This window comes from Vibrio sp. 10N.247.311.49, from assembly GCF_041467655.1.
GTDB classification, from domain to species: domain Bacteria; phylum Pseudomonadota; class Gammaproteobacteria; order Enterobacterales; family Vibrionaceae; genus Vibrio; species Vibrio crassostreae_C.
Genome location: NZ_JBFSVA010000036.1, coordinates 1 through 20,358, shown reverse-complemented (window position 1 = coordinate 20,358; position 20,358 = coordinate 1). Strand labels below are relative to the sequence as shown.

16 protein-coding genes and 3 pseudogenes are annotated in these 20,358 nt (G+C 40.3%); 9 read left to right on the top strand and 10 right to left on the bottom strand.

Going from position 1 to position 20,358, the window contains the following annotated elements; all coding sequences use genetic code 11:
• Window positions 1-9: 9 nt before the first annotated feature.
• Window positions 10-600 carry a phage integrase central domain-containing protein gene (locus AB6E54_RS21440; protein ID WP_229648402.1) on the bottom strand — a complete coding sequence of 197 codons (591 nt, stop codon included), beginning with the start codon at window positions 598-600 and terminating at the stop codon, window positions 10-12.
• A gap of 775 nt (window positions 601-1,375) precedes the next feature.
• Between AB6E54_RS21440 and AB6E54_RS21435 the strand changes: the two genes are divergently transcribed.
• Window positions 1,376-1,564 carry a hypothetical protein gene (locus tag AB6E54_RS21435; protein ID WP_017101218.1) on the top strand — a complete coding sequence of 63 codons (189 nt, stop codon included), beginning with the start codon at window positions 1,376-1,378 and terminating at the stop codon, window positions 1,562-1,564.
• Between the two features lie 537 nt (window positions 1,565-2,101).
• Window positions 2,102-3,106 (top strand): AbrB family transcriptional regulator, encoded by a 1,005-nt coding sequence (locus tag AB6E54_RS21430; protein WP_371997469.1) that lies wholly within the window; start codon window positions 2,102-2,104, stop codon window positions 3,104-3,106.
• Between the two features lie 603 nt (window positions 3,107-3,709).
• Here AB6E54_RS21430 and AB6E54_RS21425 read toward each other — a convergent pair.
• On the bottom strand, window positions 3,710-4,495 hold the full coding sequence (locus AB6E54_RS21425) for a hypothetical protein (RefSeq protein ID WP_102561499.1): 786 nt from the start codon (window positions 4,493-4,495) through the stop codon (window positions 3,710-3,712).
• A 511-nt stretch (window positions 4,496-5,006) separates the two neighbouring features.
• On the opposite strand from AB6E54_RS21425, the gene AB6E54_RS21420 reads away from it, so the two are divergent.
• The 3 genes from AB6E54_RS21420 (at window position 5,007) to AB6E54_RS21410 (ending at window position 7,790) form a co-directional block, all read left to right on the top strand.
• A complete protein-coding gene (locus tag AB6E54_RS21420) occupies window positions 5,007-5,606 on the top strand; it encodes a class I SAM-dependent methyltransferase (RefSeq protein WP_371997471.1) in 600 nt (199 codons plus the stop codon).
• The gene (locus AB6E54_RS21415) at window positions 5,603-6,457 is read left to right on the top strand and encodes an EamA family transporter (RefSeq protein ID WP_016800581.1); all 855 of its coding nucleotides are present in this window, start codon (window positions 5,603-5,605) and stop codon (window positions 6,455-6,457) included. The genes AB6E54_RS21420 and AB6E54_RS21415 overlap by 4 nt, the downstream gene beginning before the upstream one ends.
• A 409-nt stretch (window positions 6,458-6,866) precedes the next feature.
• Window positions 6,867-7,790, top strand: a complete 924-nt coding sequence (locus tag AB6E54_RS21410) for an Rpn family recombination-promoting nuclease/putative transposase (RefSeq protein ID WP_102421439.1) — start codon at window positions 6,867-6,869, stop codon at window positions 7,788-7,790.
• A 135-nt stretch (window positions 7,791-7,925) separates the two neighbouring features.
• Here AB6E54_RS21410 and AB6E54_RS21405 read toward each other — a convergent pair whose 3' ends face one another.
• Window positions 7,926-8,561 carry a recombinase family protein gene (locus AB6E54_RS21405; RefSeq protein WP_017103703.1) on the bottom strand — a complete coding sequence of 212 codons (636 nt, stop codon included), beginning with the start codon at window positions 8,559-8,561 and terminating at the stop codon, window positions 7,926-7,928.
• A 175-nt stretch (window positions 8,562-8,736) separates the two neighbouring features.
• Here AB6E54_RS21405 and AB6E54_RS21400 point away from each other — a divergent pair, with 175 nt between their 5' ends.
• Entirely contained in the window at window positions 8,737-8,994 is a 258-nt protein-coding gene (locus AB6E54_RS21400) for a hypothetical protein (RefSeq protein WP_016800084.1), read from the top strand.
• A gap of 285 nt (window positions 8,995-9,279) precedes the next feature.
• Here the strand turns inward: AB6E54_RS21400 and AB6E54_RS21395 are convergent, their stop codons facing one another.
• From AB6E54_RS21395 to AB6E54_RS21385, 3 genes and pseudogenes are all read right to left on the bottom strand, one after another.
• Window positions 9,280-9,489: a hypothetical protein gene (locus tag AB6E54_RS21395; RefSeq protein ID WP_016800083.1), complete on the bottom strand. Its 210-nt coding sequence runs from the start codon at window positions 9,487-9,489 to the stop codon at window positions 9,280-9,282.
• 314 nt (window positions 9,490-9,803) lie between these two features.
• Window positions 9,804-10,016 carry a cold-shock protein gene (locus AB6E54_RS21390; protein ID WP_102258025.1) on the bottom strand — a complete coding sequence of 71 codons (213 nt, stop codon included), beginning with the start codon at window positions 10,014-10,016 and terminating at the stop codon, window positions 9,804-9,806.
• Between the two features lie 287 nt (window positions 10,017-10,303).
• Window positions 10,304-10,753 (bottom strand): annotated as a pseudogene (locus AB6E54_RS21385) (recombinase family protein).
• A 210-nt stretch (window positions 10,754-10,963) separates the two neighbouring features.
• On the opposite strand from AB6E54_RS21385, the gene AB6E54_RS21380 reads away from it, so the two are divergent.
• Together AB6E54_RS21380 and AB6E54_RS21375 are read left to right on the top strand one after the other, a co-directional pair.
• Complete coding sequence (locus AB6E54_RS21380) at window positions 10,964-11,224, top strand: type II toxin-antitoxin system Phd/YefM family antitoxin (RefSeq protein ID WP_069592240.1); 261 nt, start codon at window positions 10,964-10,966, stop codon at window positions 11,222-11,224.
• Window positions 11,224-11,526, top strand: a pseudogene (locus tag AB6E54_RS21375) (type II toxin-antitoxin system RelE/ParE family toxin). The gene AB6E54_RS21380 and the pseudogene AB6E54_RS21375 overlap by 1 nt, the downstream one beginning before the upstream one ends.
• Before the next feature lie 36 nt (window positions 11,527-11,562).
• Here AB6E54_RS21375 and AB6E54_RS21370 read toward each other — a convergent pair.
• From AB6E54_RS21370 to AB6E54_RS21355, 4 genes and pseudogenes are all read right to left on the bottom strand, one after another.
• Window positions 11,563-11,904: pseudogene (locus AB6E54_RS21370) on the bottom strand (recombinase family protein); the annotation flags it as partial.
• Between the two features lie 568 nt (window positions 11,905-12,472).
• Complete coding sequence (locus AB6E54_RS21365; protein WP_016800081.1) at window positions 12,473-13,741, bottom strand: RHS repeat-associated core domain-containing protein; 1,269 nt, start codon at window positions 13,739-13,741, stop codon at window positions 12,473-12,475.
• Window positions 13,742-13,775: 34 nt separating this feature from the next.
• Entirely contained in the window at window positions 13,776-17,618 is a 3,843-nt protein-coding gene (locus tag AB6E54_RS21360) for a hypothetical protein (RefSeq protein ID WP_229648407.1), read from the bottom strand.
• A 15-nt stretch (window positions 17,619-17,633) separates the two neighbouring features.
• Window positions 17,634-18,695, bottom strand: coding sequence for a hypothetical protein (locus AB6E54_RS21355; protein ID WP_229648408.1), 1,062 nt, complete (start codon window positions 18,693-18,695; stop codon window positions 17,634-17,636).
• Between the two features lie 1,503 nt (window positions 18,696-20,198).
• On the opposite strand from AB6E54_RS21355, the gene AB6E54_RS21350 reads away from it, so the two are divergent.
• Window positions 20,199-20,358, top strand: a 160-nt coding sequence (locus tag AB6E54_RS21350; RefSeq protein ID WP_372169032.1) for a transposase, incomplete at its 3' end; no start/stop codon positions are given.

The window sequence follows — 20,358 nt, the reverse complement described above, 5'->3', positions numbered from 1 at the left end:
CGCGCTAACTCATCCAAACTCAAAAAACGATTGAGCTTTTTTTTTGCGACTTTGCTTGAGACCCTCACAAGGGTTTTCCATGCAATAACCTTGCTTCACCGCATATTTGAAGATAGAACGAAGCACATCAAGATTACGGTTGGCAGCCCCTGCGTAATTCTGGCTGAGTTCATCAAACCAACGATGCACATGAAACGAATCAATACGGCTGACAGGAAAACGTCCAAACTCGGGCAACAAATGCCTTCTTAAGGCGCTCGACGCTGTCCCTTGTGTACTCAGTTTCCATCCCTTGCAGACCTTATCCGTCCATTCTTCTTTCACCAAAGCATCAAAGCGAATTAACCGTATCGGTTTCGTCTCTTTTTCTAAAAAAGAAGACTGTAAAGCTTGCACGTGTTGTCTGGCTTGTTTTAGGGTGAATTGTCCCACGGCCGCTAACGTCTTATTGGGAATGGGTAGATAAGTCACATAGAAACGGCGATCATCGGCATAGACTCTAACCCCTAACGCGGGAATTTTGGTATCCCACACCGTATACGTTCGAGTTTTTGAATGAAGAGATTGAATCACTTTAGAAGTGAATAACAGTGACTTCATGAGCGCATCCCCTTAACGAGTACACCCGACACATGAGAGGCCGCCTGACACACGTCCTCACGTCCCAAATGCGCATACTTTAGCGTCGTTTCCGCTTCAGCATGCCCCAAAAGACGACTCAGCACGATCACGTTCACCTTCGACTGAATGGCAATACTGGCGTAGGGTGTGGTCAAAAATTGAAAATACAGGGGCATTTTTGGAACACTTTCCAATTAGTCTTTGTTTTCACTAAGAGGCTAAATTATCGATGAAAAACGCCCCTATTGGAAGGGGTTGGGGTGTAGATTTGACCACACTGTTTTTACATTAACGCCAAGTTACTCTTATACAGGGGCACTTTCACCCCAAAAATACAGGCTAGAAATGAAAAAATTCTAGAACGCACCATCGCATCAAACCAATCAAATATCCTTTTATATACTGGAGGCATTTCGTGAACAGTATCTAATCCTGATTTTCATTATAAACCCTTAACGAATATAAATTAAATGTAAATAATTAGCTCTTAGCCTTTGTGTTAACTTATAAAATAATAAGTAACTATCTACTTACTCTGGCAATAAGTAACAAAACAATAAGGGAATTCTTCATGGAAAGACAAATAAAACTATTTTCACTGAAGAGAAAAGGAGCAGCAGTCCCTAAAGTAAACATAATTAGTATCAAATCAACTTTCTCATGAAGACGAAGCTTCTGGGTTTAAAGATACTTAATTTCAATTAATTTTGGTCGTTAAAATTATGGTTTTTCTTATAAAAAAGAGTGCGTTGCTATGAAAAATGAAAAGTCAGTGAAAACAATTCAAAAAAAATCGAAGTTTAGAGACTATTTACGCTATCTGCGGATTAAATTTAAAAGGTATAATTTTAAAAGTGGAAAAAATAAAAATGCATCTCTCGATGTGAGACACCTTTCTGACCATTTAAAAAAAGACATTGGTATATATGATAAAGACCACTAACATCATTAATATCTCTTCGTACTCTTGTCTTACTCGTTGTGTCACAAAGTTTAGTTGCACTACATGCGCACTGATTTTTAGAGGCAATTAGGCTGCTGTCTGCAAAATGTCTCCCAAAAAGATAATCCTTCAGGATTATATGAGCTGTCCATTTTAATTATCGACCATAGTTCCACTCCTACAAGGGTGGAACTAGCTTCCTCATCAGGTTTCCATTCCGGGCACTGATACATCTTACCTTGCCAGTGACTTTGCTCAACGATTAGACAATGGTCAATATTGTGTAGAGACAGATAGAAAAGGAGTACTTCTTTGATTTCATCATCAATGCTACAGGAATACAACGTTCACTCGATAGAAGCAATCCGGTACTTGATATCCTGCTAAGTCAGAAACTGGTGATATTCAAATGGGCTTGTATGCTCTTGGGCGGATAACTTGTGGTGATTTTTACATAGTCAATAACATAGATATGATTAATAACCAAATCTCCACTTTATTGTCATCCTTCAAGCTAAAAAAAGGGGAAACCAAAACATGTATCTAGCCTCATTCATAGCTTTGGTTGGCTCGCTCTTATTTACATATTTCGAGATACCACTAGGTGTAATGTTCGGTGCCCTGATTGCTCTTTTGTTAACGGTAAAAACAGGGTTTACTCTAGCTCTTCCCAAAAGCACATTGACCGGAGTACAGTTAATCCTTGGTGCCACAGTGGGCTCAATCGTCCCTATGCAGACTCTTTCCAAGGGTTATCCGATATTACTTTTTGTGGGACTCGTCCTTTGTATGTCCGCACAAGTTCTCACCTCGTATCTCTGGCTTTCTAAGCGAGAGAAATGGTCAAAATATGAAAGCCTACTTGGGGCGGTCCCGGGAGCGATGGCCTCGGTTCTTGTCATTAATGAAAATCACAATTCACCTTCTAGTAAAGTGATTTTCACTCACACAGTTCGACTCATTTTCTTAATCATAGCTTCCGCTCTTCTTGTCTCAGCGGACAATTCACCAGTTCCTGGGCCGGCTATTTCCTTAGACAACCTTTGGATACTTCTCCCACTTTTCCTCGCCTACTTTTCAGGTTTGCTTCTCGATAAAATTGGTACTCCAGCACCGTATATGGTGACTGGGATGTTAGCAACTATGTTTGTGAACTCTGAGTTACCGTCATACAACTTTCTTGTCCCGACAGAGCTTGTTTTTATTGCAACATCCGCTCTAGGGGCATTAATTGGGATTCGTCTAAAAGATATAACCGTTGTAGATATCTTCTCTTATGCGCGAGCTGGGATTATTGCTACAACGTTAAGTCTTACAGTCACAGTTGTTTTTGCATATATATTCAGCAAGCTAATTGATAAGGAGTTCATCGTACTCTTGATGTCGTGGGTTCCGGGCAGTGTGGAGTCTATGACTGTCGCTGCCATTTATCTTGGACTAGAGCCTGCATTAATAATGCTTAGTCATATCATTCGCATGATAATGCTTCATTCTATCCCTCTCGGCTTCAATATTTATAAGTATTTACGGAGACAATTATGAAATGGGACATTGGTGTTGGCTTGGTTTCATTAAAAAACCTCAGTTAAGACTGGTTTTTTGCTTTTTCCATTCCTAATAAGCTCTTTTCACTTAAATGCATTTAATTTACCTATTGAAAGAAATTCAACTGGAACTTCCGTTCTTCAACGGTATCCAGTCTGTACTTTGTAGTATTGAAGAGCGGAGTTACGCTGCTTCTATCTAAAAACATCAGAAACAATAAAGCTTGAGAAGTACAATATCCTCTCATCATTTTTTGCTTTGAACACATTATTCATCATCGGTAAATCTATCTAATTTCTATTTAGACCGTCAACCTCCTTCGGTAATCACACCACTCCCAAAAAGTGAACACTAAGGCGATCTTTTCCCAGAGCACACCCAGAGCACAGTCCCAATGCATGGCGGCATAACACGTCTCTGGACAATTCCGTGTTATATGTATTGTTAAATTAGCATTTAACGGATTACTTTAGGTACAGCAAAACCCCTAATAGTGGTCAAATTCACTTAGCCACTACAGAACAAAAAATATATTGATACAGTGCATTTACTAGGGGAGCATTCAACAACCTCTGCTCTAACGATGAAGAGGTGGACACTTCACTGCAAAGTTTTCGCATACTCGCGCATAACTCTGGCATTGTCCGCGTACTCTTCATTACCACATGGTTCACCGTTGTTGCTGCTCAGAGGGCTTGAATAAGCAGGGACAACCTTTTCAGAATAACTCATGACTGTCCCGTAGTTAGAACAATGAAAAGCTCCAGAATAAGGTTTTACTTTACTTCTATTTGCAGCAAAGACCTGTTCCATGATCCAAAAGTCTCCACTTTCAGAGTTAGGCCGTTCATGCATTGCCCACCCTAAATGTCCTAGCTCATGTTCTAGCACGGTAATCGGGAAGTCCTCCGCAAGCAGTACAAAGCTGTCGTTCAAGTTAACCATTGTCATCCCATTAATCTCCTCTTCGATGACCAATGGATGATTATCACTTAAAACCAAAACATACTGCTCTTTTGGAGCGTCTAAAAACGAGTTTACCTTCGAAGAACTGATTGCTTGTTTTAGGTCTGAATGCACAGAGGAGATAGACATACTGTCATGAGATATTGATACAGAATGGCTATCCTTGAACACACGAGTTATAGGGATGCATGAGTTAGACAGTATCGTATTAGACATCTTTACCGCTTCTTGCAATCTGCCTTTTAACTCTTCCTTGTTACCAATCTGATTATCAATATAAAAGGTGACATTGGAATTAACGCTTCTTTCTTCTTCGCACTCCGGGAAAGTAAAATTTGGTTTCGTATTTCTTTGGCTGTGCATAATTATAATTACGATCACAATAGAAGCGAGAGTTAAATTTCTTTTAGTCTTTTTCATGAATCCCTCGGTCACTATTGAGCGTTAAGTCATTAAATGTTTTAAAAAGAATAAACCCGATACTAACAATAGGAAATAATTACCACCACTAATTATTTATCGGTCACTACGGTGATATAGGCGACCTTAATGATTAAATTATGTAATTAGCTTTTTTTGCTTCTTGCATGGCCAATGCAATTTTATTAGCCCCTGATTCAGCTATGTCTTTTAATTCCTTAGTGGTCTTTAATATTAGCTCGGACTTATCCATTATGTTCCCTCTATCTTTGAATTTTCGAAAGAAGCGTTAAATAAAGTAAAACGATCTAAGGAGAATAAACTAAAAATATCAACTATATTAATAATTAATTAATAATTAATTAATATCAAATCTTTACATACAGTAGCATTGCAGGCTATGGAAATTATCAGGCCTATACTAAGTATGAATAGTTATAATGACCCTTGAGATAAAATACGCTGGCATAATGAAGAACACTTCTCCATTGATGACGAAGTTGAATTTCATTTGGTTTCTTGGGGGAGTCCAAAAAACATTATTGAGTTTGGGGTATATCACGGGGCGAGTCTCGTTTTACTCGATAAGATTTACACCCCTGACTCCATCATAGGCATAGACGAACGCCAAGAGCATCCAGCCTTAAGTCAATACCGAAAGGGGTCTTCAGCACACTCTGTAATAGAGCCTTATTGTGGAGTAAAGCAAGAGCATACAGACAAGGTCATTCAAATATTAGAATCACACTTCCCCACAAAAAATGTAGATCTAATTATTGATGATTACAACCATTTATATGAACCAACAAAATCCGCTTTCTTGACATCATTCCCTTATCTAAAGTCAGGTGGGATATACGTCATAAAAGATTGGGGGTGGGCGCACTGGCCGGGCGAGTTTCAAAATAAAGAGTTACTTCCTGGAACTCCTTTAAGTAAGTTTATTTTCGAATTACTCATGCTTCAAAGCGTCATTCCAAATTTCATAGCTAAAATTGAAACTGATTATAATCACGTTGCTATTACTAAAGGAGAAGAGAGTAGCCCCAATAACCGAAAACTATTTGAACTCATAAAACGCAAGACCTCGATTCACATTGAGAAACAATGATAAGTTCCTACACTATATTAGCTCTAGCTATGACTTTAAGTTCATTAGACAAATGGATTTCACGAGTCTTTCTTAAGAAAAATCCTTTATGTAATGAATATTTAATAGCCTATCAAATTACATGCAGTTTACTGGCTGCTCTGTTTGTTATCTTCGAAATCGAACAAATCCCTACAAAATTCGACAATACAAGTGAACTTTGGGAGCTGTTGCTTTTAAGTATATTCAGTGTTTTCTCATGGCTTGGGTTTGCGTACTCAACCTTTAGGGCTCGTGCTTCAATTGAATTAGGCTCTGTCTCGATAATCTCTAAAACAAAGATCATTTGGAGTGCTCTGTTCGGGGTTAGCTTTTTAAATGAGACACTGACTTTCCTTCAAATGACTGGCGTTATACTGATACTTGTCGCTTCACTGCTCATCAGCACAAGTAACAACATGAATCTTCTTTTTTCAAACAATCTACACGCGTGGCTCGCGCCAATCTTTCTCACTCTAGCCATTGGTTTTGATAAAGTACTTACGTTGTACTTACCTACTAGCGTTATCCTTTTTATCGGTTTTTCTGGAACCGCTTTTTTGACGCCTCTACTATTTAAAGTTCATTATAGGTTAATCAAAAAAGTTCTATTTAACGCCGTAATAACAGCCACTTGCGGAACAGCAAGCTACTATTTTCTCTTAAAAGTGCTTAACACTAGCGCTTTTAGTTTAGTCATGGTTTTATTCCAAGGAGCCTTCATCCTCGATATTCTTTTTGGTTACTTCTTTTTAAAAGAGCGCACGAACCTTAAAACGAAAATAGTCTCTTGTTTACTCGCTACCCTTGGTATTTTGACTTTGGCTTCATAACGTACACTTATTTACAGAACTCCAAGTGTGACTCCCCAAAACACAAACTTCACCAAAAAACCTAATCTTAAAATTTGATGATTTTAAAACATCCCCGAGCGATACATGTTAGTCAATTAACCATTGTTGTTACAGCGTTTATAGCATATAAATCTCGCTGTAGAAAAAGGCCTAATTGAGAGGGGCTTTCTACTACAAACCTAATCGATTAATAGAGTTTTGTTAGAAAGCCTACTTAATGTTAGGCGTGGCTAACTATTGTTGCACTCTGCTCTCATTTTACACTCCCCCGTCAACCTCCCTTGGGAATCACATTAAATAATCTAAATTGATGCGTGAGCAGAAATTAAGCTAGCGCAGAATCCCTATCGTGATACTGATTTAACTCATTTGGTGTTAGGATAATAAAATGAAAAAGACCACGCCAACCCCACATGATGCCCTCTTTAAGCAGTTTCTCACTCATCCAGAAACCGCTAAGGACTTATTGGATATTCACCTGCCTGCTGAGCTGCGTGAAATCTGTGATTTGACGACCCTAAAACTCGAATCAGGCAGCTTTATTGAAGAAAGTTTACGGCCTTACTATTCGGATGTCCTTTATTCTCTTACAACGTCTCAGGGGGAAGGTTACGTCTACGCGTTAATCGAGCACCAGAGTCGACCAGATAAACACATGGCATTCAGACTAATGCGTTACGCTATCGCCGCCATGCAGCAACATATTGAAGCTGGCCATGAGCGTTTACCTCTGGTGATCCCGTTGCAGTTTTACCATGGTAAGGTCTCACCCTACCCGTATGAGATGAATTGGTTAAAAGGGTTCGTTAACCCTCTTATAGCTAAAGCGCTCTATACTCAAGATTTTCCATTAGTCGATGTCACGGTCATCTCCGATGATGAGATAATGCAGCATCGCCGCATCGCATTGCTTGAGCTTGTCCAAAAGCACGCAAGGCATCGGGATATCATGGATTTCTTTGAGCCTCTGGTCACATTGCTCTTAACCGATTACACTACAGATAAGCAAGTACAGTCATTGATGAGCTACTTACTCCAAGTGGGTGAAACGAACAACCTAGAGGCGTTAATTACGTCACTAGCCTCATCAGTACCGAAACACGAGGACACACTTATGACTATTGCAGAACAATTGCGCCAACAAGGCGAGCAACGTGGCCGCCAAGAAGGACGCCAAGAAGGACGCCAAGAAGGACGCCAAGAAGCCCTCAAGGAGATGGCGCGCAAGATGATGCTTAATGGTCTAGATCAGGAAGCCATTATGGATGTCACAGGATTGAATAAAGACGAACTAGCACAACTTTCTCATTAGCCGAGAAAGTATAAAGCCTTGCTAGTTTAAGGGCGAGGCTCCTGCTTTACGAAGACAACCCTCACGAATAGCGCTATCACTTCGCTTTCTGCTATAAAATTGCTCGATTCCGGACCAACTTGATGTGAGACATGCCTAGCTCTCGTTACGCTCAACTCTCATTCTTTTGACGACACGAACGACCGTTCGTGGTGACACTCCCACAAACTTAGCTGTTTCATTGATGCTCATCTCCTTAAGAACTCGAAGTTTGTAGATTTGTTCGTGCAACTCTAAATCGGGCCTTCTTCCTCGATACTTGCCCATTGTCTTAGCTTTATCTATGCCTTCCTTTTGGCGTCGACGTCGATCTTCGTAATCTTTACGAGAAATCGCCGCGAGCATATCCATCATCATGTTATTGATCGCTTTAATCATCGAATTCGTGAACTCATCGGATATTTCAGGAGCCATGGCGATGTGACTAGTTGGTAAATCCAAGCTAATGACTTTCAATTCCTTCTCGTACAGCATTTCTTTCAATTTAGACCAACTAGATTCATTTAGACGAGAGAGTCGATCAATCTGCTCAATCATGATCAAATCCCCTTTTTTAGCATCACTTAATAATTGCAGTAATTTAGGTCTTTGCAACGAAGCGCCAGATTCTTGCTCAACATACCAAGCAGCAATACGAAGTCCTTTTTGTTCAACAAATTCTGATAAGGTCTTTTTTGCTCTTTCTGCATCTTGTTCGATAGTTGATGCTCTTAAGTATCCAAATATGTACATAATTTTGATTAAGTGACTTTTAGGTTATGATCTAAATAGGTATGTCATTTATATTATGACATTTAATGGTTAGGTGCAATTTTCAACTAGTGACAATAAGGTATACCCAAACAACATACCCTCCTTCTCAAATTTAAAGTTTAATCATTGCTACAAGGAATAATAAAAATATGAAATGAGAAATCAAAGACTCAGCCAAATCCAAAAAGAGATATTAAGTTGTTTGGCAAAGGGATTCGTGAAGGGAGTCAAAGAAGGTAAGTCTACGGTGGTCAACCATGCTATTAACCAACTTCTTAGGAGAGAGGTCCCTCCAAACAACTTCCGCGTATCTTGTGAAATTATTGAGGAGCGAGGGCTAATCAGGCGCAAGAAAGTAAATTTAGATTGGTATATTAACATTACGCCCGAAGTATTTGATAAAGCACTTTAAGGGCTAGGGTTTATAAATAGAGGTGTATATAGAGTCATTTACACCACAATTTCCGCCTCCGCTGAAATATGAAGAAGCGCATCTTGCTGTATTACAATGGAATCAGGGGGCGATTACGAGCCGAGGAATGCATGTCGACCGATTTCCTAACAAGCCGCTTTACCAAAGTAGTCAATAGCCTACGGAGCAAGATATCAAGCACACAATCAACAAAGAGTTAGGGTTCAGTCGGACAACTGTGTAATCAATTATTAGTAAGCTTAATTACAAGCCTGTGCTTTAGATTTAAGCCAAAATACTAAAATCACCAAGTACACAATCATGTTGATCAGTAATGCTGCCTGTTAAAGTCGTTTCGCAGTATGAAAATTTAATATTCATATCATCCACGTTTCCGCTCACTAACACGTGGCGCCTTAAAACATCACCATTAAGTTGGTGAATAATCCCACCCCAAGAGAGGTTATCTTTAAATAAATTAAATGTGATCTTCATACTATTCCTATTTATTATTTATCGTTTTTTTCTTTTGTTGTTGAAACCAAAAAAGTTTACGGCCTGTTGTTCGAGACATGGTTGATCCTTATTTATTTTCGTTAGATATAACGAAGCTAGCAGTCTTTTAGAGATACTACTATTGAGATATATTAATAATTTTATTTATAAAAACGAAGTAAATAAGAAACGTAACGACAAATACAAAAAGTATTGGGAGAATATTGGATATTTTCGTGGGGAGTTATAAATAAGTACTCTAAGATGGGGGGAAGTGACGCAAGCGGTATCTCCGCTCGCGCCTACTTAAAATCTTATGCAGCTACAACGTTTGCAGCTTGAAGACCTTTTTGGCCTTGCTCTACTTCGAAAGACACTTGTTGGCCTTCTTTAAGAGTCTTGAAACCTTCAGATGCGATAGCACGGAAGTGAACGAATACGTCAGCACCGCCGTTGTCTTGAGTTAGAAAACCAAAACCTTTCTCTTCGTTAAACCATTTTACTACGCCATTTGTTTTGTTAGACATATTGTGTCCCTTATATAAGATAAAAATTAATCGCAAAATGCGATGCGCTGAGAGCTGGAATTATTTAATGTATCTATGAAGCTAAGGGAAACACTGAGGAAAACAACAATAACGAGGAATTCTGAGGGTTTTACTTTTACAACTTGATGTTTCATTTAATAACTCTGAACAACAGAGCGATGACATTATTATCCATTATCTCGTTTTTGTAAAGGTTTAATTTGAAGTTAACATATATCTTCCTGCTGCCCTGCAAAATACGATTTTTTACAAATTCACCTACACTTTTATCCCGAGACCTTATAAACAGTCGTCCGACTACACCCTAACTCTTTACTGAGCTCAGTTTATTCATGCCTTGGTTTGCAATCTCTTGAATGAGTTGGTGAGCGTCTTAGAGGTGCCTCCCTTCTGAGCGCGCGCTCTTGCCCACATCACTGTTAATATCCAAATCGCCCAAGTAATGAAAGACCAAACCGGCTTTCTTTCTCGCTAGCTGCTCAGCAATTTGCAAAGCATCAATGGTATTACGATCAAAATACGGTCGACTTTAGTAACGTGAATAACATCCCCTTCCCTCGCAAAGTCCAGCAACAGGTTAAGCAGTTCTCTCTCTGGGGATTCCCCCCCCCTCGCTTGCTCTTGGTGAATTTTTCATAACCTATAGCTTTAACCTGTTCAAGTTGAACGTCGAGCGTTTGGTCTTGAATACTGACACGGACATAGCCAATTTTCATGAAATGAACCCTAAAGTGAACATTAAGATAGTTTTAATTAAGTGTACATATACATTTAAAAGACTAACTGGACAGTTCTGAGAGGGGTAACAAGTCGTATCCACTAAATTACACCTTTATGGACACGCCATTGGATTAACCGTATAACTAAAATCATACAAATCAGTTAAAGCGTTCGATTCGTTTATAATGAACGAAAAGGAGAATATTATGCAATCACTTACTGCTAATACAGCTAAAACTAAATTTGGCGATTTACTAATGAAGGCTCAACGTGAACCCGTACAAATCAATAAGAACGGTTCACCGGTTGCGGTGATGATGTCTTGTGAAGAATATGAGCAACTTGAAGCCCTGAAATTGATGGTGGTGAAATCGCGCTTCGAACAAGCAGAGGCCGATGTTCTATCAGATAACCTAGTCGACGGTGACGATTTCATGAATGCACTTGACCAAGGTAAATTTGATTAATGACGCAATATAAGCTTTCTTATGCAGCGCAGTCTGATCTCATTGATATTCGTCGCTATACATTAGAGCGATGGGGGCAAACACAATGGACCACTTACTTTTCAGAACTAAAGTAATCAATGGAATTACTGACTAGCAATAAGTTGATCGGCATAGAAGTTTCAGAGTTGGGCCAAGACTACTTCCGCTTTCCTTTGAAGCACCATGTGATTTACTACATTCGAAAACAAGAGCTCCTCATTATTGCAGCCGTTTTTGGTAAGCACATGTCTCCCGCCAAGCACTTTTCACAACTCTCTTAACCCTTAGCTTCATATAGTCACGCAGCGTACTCGGCGCTTCACCCTCTCGGCTTGGCCCTTCAGTCTTCCGAGAATCATTCCGTTTTTCTTTCTGGCGGCGAGCGCTTCCTTCGTTCTCAGCGAGATCAACTCACGCTCGATTTCTGCCGCAATTCCTAGCACCTTAGCGGTGATATGAGATTGCCTCGAGCCATATAACTGTAAGTTTTCCTTTGCAATATAGACATTAATTTTCTTTTTCATGCACACTTCGAGTACCTCTAGTACTTGTAACGTTGAACGTGCAATTCGACTGACTTCAGCAAACACAATGCAATCTCCGCTCGTCATCCCCTCTACTAACACACCTAACTTAAGTGGTCGCCATTTTATCTTGCCTATCAAGCCAAAGTGGGCAGCCAAGCACACCGATTTTAAGCATCATCCCCAACGACTCGCCCCTCGAGTTAGAGTTACTCCTACCAGCCCGTTCTGCTGGTTTTGTTCAACAAGGTGATACCGAGCCTGGGTTGCTCATTGCGAATGCGACAGCGATCGGGTTGCAACCTTCAATGTTAAAAGTGTCATATGCCAGTGAGATAAGCACTTCTAATACTAATGAAGGCCCAGACAAGAAGAGTGTTACATTATCGCTTGAGCGTGAACTCCCCCTCGATGATAAAGAACCAATAACCGGACGCTCTCACTCGCTGCTGCTTCAAGCTCAGTTGCAATGCCGGCATCCACCTGTAGTAATCCGCTACAATAATGAAATAAACAACCAAACTGGGAGAATATTATGTTTCCATTTGAACTAAAAGTTAGCCATAGGACGGGACTCGGCAAAAGGCCAGACAGAAGTTTTTTACTTTTACCCAAATTTGGCAACAACCCCTATCCCCACCAACTTACCTCTAGATTTTTTGTAAAAAAGCACATTAGTTAAAAATTACTGTCATTCTAACTATCATAACCAAGACGGATTCCTACCATAAATGACGAGTTTATTCAGGTTACCAGCCGCGGTATTGAAGCTATTGGTCACCCTGGCTAATGCAGGGGCTTGAGGTCTGAACACTCTCCCTGAAGTTGCGGGTAGGTTGCGGACGTAGTTACCTGGCCAAGCAACCACTCTAGTATTTAGATGATTGGCTAAAGCCTGCCCTTGAGAAAACATGCTTCCTCCGGTCGCCCCGAAACAGGTTTGCAAATTAAACCTCTGAACGCTTCGCGCGCCCTCTGGTAGATACTCCGCAAGCCGTCCAGCTGTTTTAAAACCATCTGGCGTCATGGTTAACCCAATCCCCCCATGGCTGTAGACATAATCGTCGGCGCTCCTGTAGATAGCTGCTGTTCTTTGATAACCTGGTGAGCGCTGCCTTGTTATGGTCGTGAGATCTTCAAGAGGGGACCAATGTCTTAACTCAACCATCTCCATCGCTTGGCGTCGTGTAGCCATCAATGCTCTTCTGCTACGAGCCACCCCGATCCCTCTTCCTGCCCCAAACGTTACAAGGCCTATTACCGCCCCAATTCCCGCATTTAAAGCGGCATCTTTGGCACTTGAGCCAGTCGCCAATTCAAGACCAAAGCTAACTGCACTTGACACAGAAGCATCAGCAATCGCGAGGCCCACTTGTACACTGGTTTTTGCTCCCGTTGCTGCCGCGCCAAATCCTCCTGAGATAAAGCCAAGTGCGGCCCCAATCCCAACTTGTTCCCATTCAAAATGCGTATCCGTCACTATCGCCCGAATTCCTTCTGCAGTTGCGGAGATGCCCGCCCCTAGAATTGCCCCTACAATCGCCCCTATAATTAAACTGGATATCGCAAACTTTCCGCTGGGATCACGCAAATTCACAGGATCGCCAAAACAATAGCTATAGGAGTTACTCCCTCCCTCTCCAAAAGGACTCAACACATCTGCAGAATGGAAGCGAGTCAAACCTGAACTATAAATCCGAAAACCATTGCCTAAATGATATAGCCCTGAACCAATGTCGCTAATCTCACGTTCGCCATTAAAACCTAACCGACTCTGAGAAAATTTAACAGGCACAATTAACCCTGAAGATTCAAATTTTGATTTAAAGGCTTCGCCAGCTAAGAGAAATCTTGGAGTAAAGTAAATAAACGGGGATAAAGCAGCCAATGAGGTGGAATACTTGATAAAAGTTCTTTTTGATAGATCTATATATCTTTGATTAACACCGGATGAACCATAATTCTTATTCATGATAAACATTTCCTCTATAAATCACGCCTTCACCTCAACCTTGTCCATAGGGGGTGTACATTTTGTATTCTGTCGAAATAGTATCATCGCCATGGTGTGAGGTTAGAGTAGCGATAGCACTATGTTGGGCGTTTCCTAGTAAGTATTGATGTTCAGCAAGATGCACCGAGGTATCATAATTTGAAGGGCTGATATTAAACTTGAGGTACGAAGAAATAGTACGGTCCGTCCATAAACCACCCACGTTATGGTAACAAGTGTGCCATCCATCGTATAATTCGTTGACTATCTGGTCACCTTGATAATAAAGCTCCATCTTGGGTTCGTCTTGCCCAATTTGCGCCACTACACGCCCTTGAGCGTCGTATTCGAATTGATAAGACTTGTTGTTAATAGGCAGAGAAGTTGAATTCAATTGACCAAGAGCGTCATAATGATAAAGCGCCCCCCGCTCATCTTTAGTTATGTTTCCTGATGTGTCATAAGTTAAGTTAGCCGATTCAGAGTAGCTAATGTGGGTATTAGAGATTGACGTAAGACGCACCACGTCATCAGTATCATAAGTATATGTACAAATATTGTCGGTACCGTCTGAAAAAAACGTGATAAGTTTGGTTATATTGCCGTACAAGTCATAACTATATTGCTGTCGAATGATTTTGTTGCCAAATGTATCTTTGGGGTGTTCAAAGCCATCACACTGATAATCAACTAGTCGATGGAAATCATCGTATGACATTTTTTCAACCGTTGTTTTGTTGTCTCTTTCGAGTGTCTTTAGGCTGATTTGAAGTTCATCGTTATAAACTTGTTGCAAAGAAAACTGTAATTGAGAGTTTAGATGAACACTTCTTTTCGTTTCTAGTCCGACATCGTTTAATTCTAGTTTAATTTGAAGGTGATCATTTCCCCTATAAGTATCACATCCGACCAAGCGACTATAGTGATCATAATTTAAAGTGCTGAATGTATGGACACTCTCATTATTCGAATCTTGCTTAATATATTCGATATAAAACATTCTTCCGTAGCGGTCATAGCTGTATCTAACGACGTTACCAAAATAATCGTGCTTAAAATCCAGCCTGCCTGAAAGGTGATATTGTTCAAAGCTAAAAAGTCTAACAGACGTATTGGGGAAAAACGCCATCTCCTCTCTCGTCATCCCATCTTTAAAGTACACATAAGCACTGATGAGATTTTTATTCTCTGCACGTACTAGATGACCAGATTTTGCGTCGTAGTGATAGGTGACATTCAACGCTTCGTTGCCTGAAACATTATAGGCCGTGGCTTTCTTCAAATACTTATTGTACGTTATCTCGAGTTCATTACCATCCGCCATAACAACCCTCGTGGGAATTGGAGAAGCCCCGCTAAAAGACTGTTTTTCAGTTCCAGAACTCGACACTTCAGATACCATGCGAGATAGCCCGTCATACACCCTAATCCCAATGGTTTTATTATTAACACTGGTTTCAACAGGCAAAAGATCATGGCTGTAACGGACGTATTTTTTTGATATTTCAAGCGTTTCACCATCGTAGATTTGACGTGTTGAAACAACTCGGTCTGCGGTATCATAGGTGTATTCAACAGTATGACTTTTCTGGTCTGTGCTCGACACCAAGTTGCCTAAGGCATCATAAGTATTCTGGAAAAACGCTAACCGTTTCCCATGACTGTTGAGCAGCTCCTTTGTTAATAAGTTACCCATTAAATCAAAAGAACGAATTTCTGAAAGCAAACCTTGTATCGAATAGTTTATAGTCATCTTGACGGGGTTTTGCTTGATGACTTCTATCCTTCCCTCTGGGTGGGTGATTTTACTAAGGTTGCCTCTGGCATCGTATTCGTAGTTAGTTACCATTGAAGAACTGGTCGAAAAGTTATCAAATTCTTGCTGCTCAATCAATTGACCCAGGCTGTTATAGCTGAGTTCACTCAACACGATGAGTTGACCATTAAGATCACTTCGTTTTGTCTTAATGACCTTGCCTGCATTGTTGTAGTCTTCGACGCTTTGGATACCGGTAGGCTCTATGCTCTTCAATTGATTGAGCCCATCACCAACACGATAGACATACTTCACTACCGCTTCATAATCCGTCCCTTCCGCCTTTATCTCTCGAGTCCGCCTACCAAGAAGATCGTATCGACAACTTGAGATAACTCCTTCACTATCGACCCACTGAACGGCTTCACCACTCTTTAAATCATGCTTGACTTGGGTGGTAACGACTAAATTATCATGTGTTGTTAGTGCGCTTGTAATTTCAACATCTTGGTCGGTATAACGGTACGACAAGTCCTTTCGTGAAACAAAATCATTGATAAAAGTAGAGGTTTTTTGTAATTGACCATGAGTAAGCTCTTCAACATTGTTAAAGTAAACATAATCTACACGACTCAGAGAGCTCTCTTCATGTTTAAGGACGACAAAGTTGCCTCCTCCGATGCGGGGTAAGGATTGGTAGGTGAAGACACTTTTCCTCTCTTGTTCATGACTAGTAATAGAGGAAGCTGGCTGGAAAGTTTCTTCCTGCAGGAAGGCAACAAACCCATTAGGCTCTGGAGGGCATGCTTGACCCTCTCCTGAAGAGGTGTAATAGACTCGCTTCGTTTGATCACCATTTATCTCTCGAATTAAGGTTTGATTCCCATAATCATCGTACTGATACTTATGGACAAACGTTCTAGAATCAGAATCTTCATAGTGAGTTTCATGTTTTTCCTTCAGAAATGAGTAATTGGCTGGTTGATGCTCAATACTGGTATTTATCTCCGCGTAATAAACGTACTCTTCTTTTCTGTAAAGAACCTCATTGTGGCGATATTCTATAGATTTTTGTAAATGATATTTATTATAAGACCGTGTTATGGATTGCGTGCTATTTATTTTCTCGACACTACTATACTCATAGTCACTCCTAGATTTGAATAGAGTATCTTCTCCATTGACGAACGCGGCTTCACTAGCAAAACCGAGATAGTTTTTATCTGAATAAGTATAGTTTGTTACTCGGTCAGGTTGATTATTCCCAGCGACAAATCGATGCATAGTCACATAAGGGACTTTACTGACCGGCCCACCGCTCGGAAAGCTGTGCCCTTCATTTTGGTAAGTGAGGATTTCTTTCAGGCCACTGGGATGAGAAAAGACTGTCAGGAGATCATAGTTAATATTACTCAGGTATTCGTACTCAAAAGTGATATTCGACTCGTCATCAGGTAAATGAAGCGTTGTTAATCTTTTATAAATACCATTGCTTTCTTTATCAACAACCAGTGTTTGATAGGTTTCTCCACCTACAACCTGTGTGACCGTTGTTTTTAAGTCTTCAGACCAATAATCTATCCGTAATTCTCTTCCTGAGCCATCCGTTATTTTCCACAATTTGCTAGTTTGGTCACTCTCTCTATAGTGGAATGTTGTTTCCAAGCCTTGGATGGAGGTGATCTTTTTCAAGGCTCCCGTTTCATAGTCTATCGATTCTACAATCCCACTTTTATAGATAACATTAATTTCATTATTACTGAGAGAATAGAGTAACTTAATATCTTTAATTTTTCTGTATGGGAGTTTATATTCATTAGTCTGATGATTATAAATCGCTTTATAATTTTGTCCTGAGCTCAGGTAAATAATACTATCTTCTTTGTCAAAACGACTGAAAGAAAGAAGCCAGCCTCTCCCAAACCCTTCATCTCGAACACTTTCGGCACGATAGTTTAATACCAAGGAAATGGGAGAACCTACGGTTTTATGTGATATAAAATCAGCGAGCCTTATTGAACATATATAAGCCCCAGTCCTAGGATCGACACCTGAATTATTAATAATTGAGAAGTTATGTGCATTCGATAAAAAAGACATTTTATTAATCACCTATTAATTATGTTCACTATGTATTCTTCTTAAATAGTACCCTTCCTCGAAATAATCATTGTAGCTAGTTCTTGAAAAACTAAAGTATCCTCTATTGCCAAATTTATCTTCGAAATACACTATTTTTCCATCAGGACTAATACTTTGGTTCCAGTCATAGGGAGGAAATGCTTTAGAGATGTTAGCAGAGTTGCTGCTGTAAATACCGCGCCCAAATGAGCTGACGAATATAATGGCCTCATCTGTATTGAGATCGCCATAGACAACCCGGTCTTTCCAGCCAGTGTCATAGGTAGTTGAAAATGGTATGTTGATATGGCCAGCATCTGTATCATATATCCAGTATAAGGCGGAAGAGGACTGGCTGTTGCTATAAGTCCCCAGCAACCTATGGTGGTCATTATTAAATCTCAGCCCCCCTTCTTGCCAAACTTTCTGGAGCGTAAAATTGTTAGGCTTATACTTATTGAGATGAAGAATGGCCCCATCACTCCATCCGCTATTGCTTGTTTCGTAGGTAAAATCTGAACTGGTAAAGGTTCTTGGGGTCAACAATTCGACGATGGCAGAAGATTTGTTTGTGGTTCCATTACAAGTATTTTGGGTAAGAGATTCACCAGTGATATTATTGGTGGCCGTCGCTTGGACACACAGATGATAAACATCTGCACGGTTACCTGAAACAAACTTAGAAACACTCCTATAGCCTTCTCTTCGTCTGTTTCGGTTACTTCCATCCTCAAGCCTGATATCTAATACATACCCGCTGTGAGAATCTGAGACGGAGAGCGAGTCAATCGTTTCCGCCGTATAGAGTTTTTTGAGACTTGCATTGTCAAACGTGTAATTAGATTTCAACTGATAATAAATTTCAATTTCGGCCTGCATTCTATTATTGGCGTATATTTTAGAATTTGGCGATAAATTCACATAGGTGCCTTCAAGATAAAGCCTCGAAAAAGGTTCCTCTCTAGGTCCAGTGGAAGAGCAAAAAGCGCTATTAATATTAAATAAAAAAGCGAGTAAACATAGTTTTTTAAATGAATTTGTTTTTAGAAATTTCATATATTATATCCCATATTTGACCACAATGATAAAATATATATTTAATCATTATTTTTATAATAATTAATTTATAATTTATAATGAAAAATTTAGAAAAGCGCAGTAATAATGTATATACAGAAGAGAGTTTTAACGAATCCCGCCCTCTGGCCAACTTTGAGTTCAAATGGCAAAACTTCGCCCTAACCTCCTTCTTTGGTGTGTTCGCTGGTATGCCTCTACGACTTTGAGCTCTGCCAATCTAAGTTATACGTTGGCCGAACACGGCATCCTTGTTAATCGTTCTACGATTTACAGCTGATTGGGGTATTGAACACATTTCCCCGAAAAATTCATCCTCCATCTAATTAGTAGACGATTTGGGAATCTTGCATGCCAATAGCGGAACTGGTTACATCTCAACAGAAAAATGTCCTCAGCAGTACTCATGTTCTTTAGGTTTTAAGCTCGTTACTTGATGGATTAGAGGTTGATATCGAAAGGGAAGTCCCACAAGATCCGTTGAGAGCAGTGTTTTATTTTCTCATTAGTTGCTCCCGGCCAGCTTCCATGACAGTAACCATCAACGATCTCATATGTCGTTTTTTTCTTTTTCCTATTTTGCTCAGAACCCCAGCAGAACACATCACTTGATTTGGCATTCACACATGCTCAGATTGTTACGGTGTTCACCTTAACTTCGCCGATCCCGCCTAGAACCTCTCCCTTTAACGCCCTCCTTAATTCGTGAAAGGGCGACCTTAGCCTACGTCAGACGTGATAAACTTTATAGCTCTTAGTCTTCTACAACGGCAAAAGGCAAATCATACGCTCCTTTTTGCATAACTTTTCGGCATAATTAAACCTAATTCTAGGTCGGAAAACCCCAAGCGGGCTAATTGAACTGGCCCCAAGTTTAGAGAGAGCTTTACCTGCCCTGATTCGAAAAGAAGAAATCTGAGGGTTGGGTGGTAACACTCACTCGATTACGACTTATGTCTTCCTCTGGCATAGAACTAGCAGATTCTCCCACTAAGTATTAGGCTCGTCCCTCTGCCGTGTATTGGACTCGCCCCGAAGGAGCCTCTGTCGCGTTTCTACTTCGCTTTCTACTTCGGATTAAAGAAGTTATTAAAGCCTTGGTGAAGATTAAGCACAGATTGCTGGAAGGCGATTGAATCATATTACTTCAACCATTGGTATTTACGCGATTTCTTGGCAACTGCAAGTAGTGGCTTGATGTCCTTTTTAGGATTCAGCGTGACACCATGCTTGCGGTGCATATGAGACTTTAAATGTAGAGCTTTGTTATACGCTTTTTTGTTATACGCTTTATAGCTATAACAGTTTCAACCGACTCAAATCTGTGCGTACCAGCTGTAACGAAAAACTCTCTGGCTATATCTACTTCCTCGCCATTCAAAAGCCTGCAGGCTATGCCGATAGGCTTTGTTGCGTAATTCAATAGAACTAAATCAAGAACCTACGATCTGATCAGCTACCTCCACTCTCACTCGTAGCTCTATGCCTAAACCTCGTTACAAAACAACCAACTGGCAGCAATACAACCAATCACTCATTAACCGTGGCTCTCTGACCTTTTGGATTGATGAAGAGGCGATTAGCGGGTGGGCGCAAAGCAAACAGAATAAGCGCGGTAGGCCACGTCGATTCAGTGATTTAG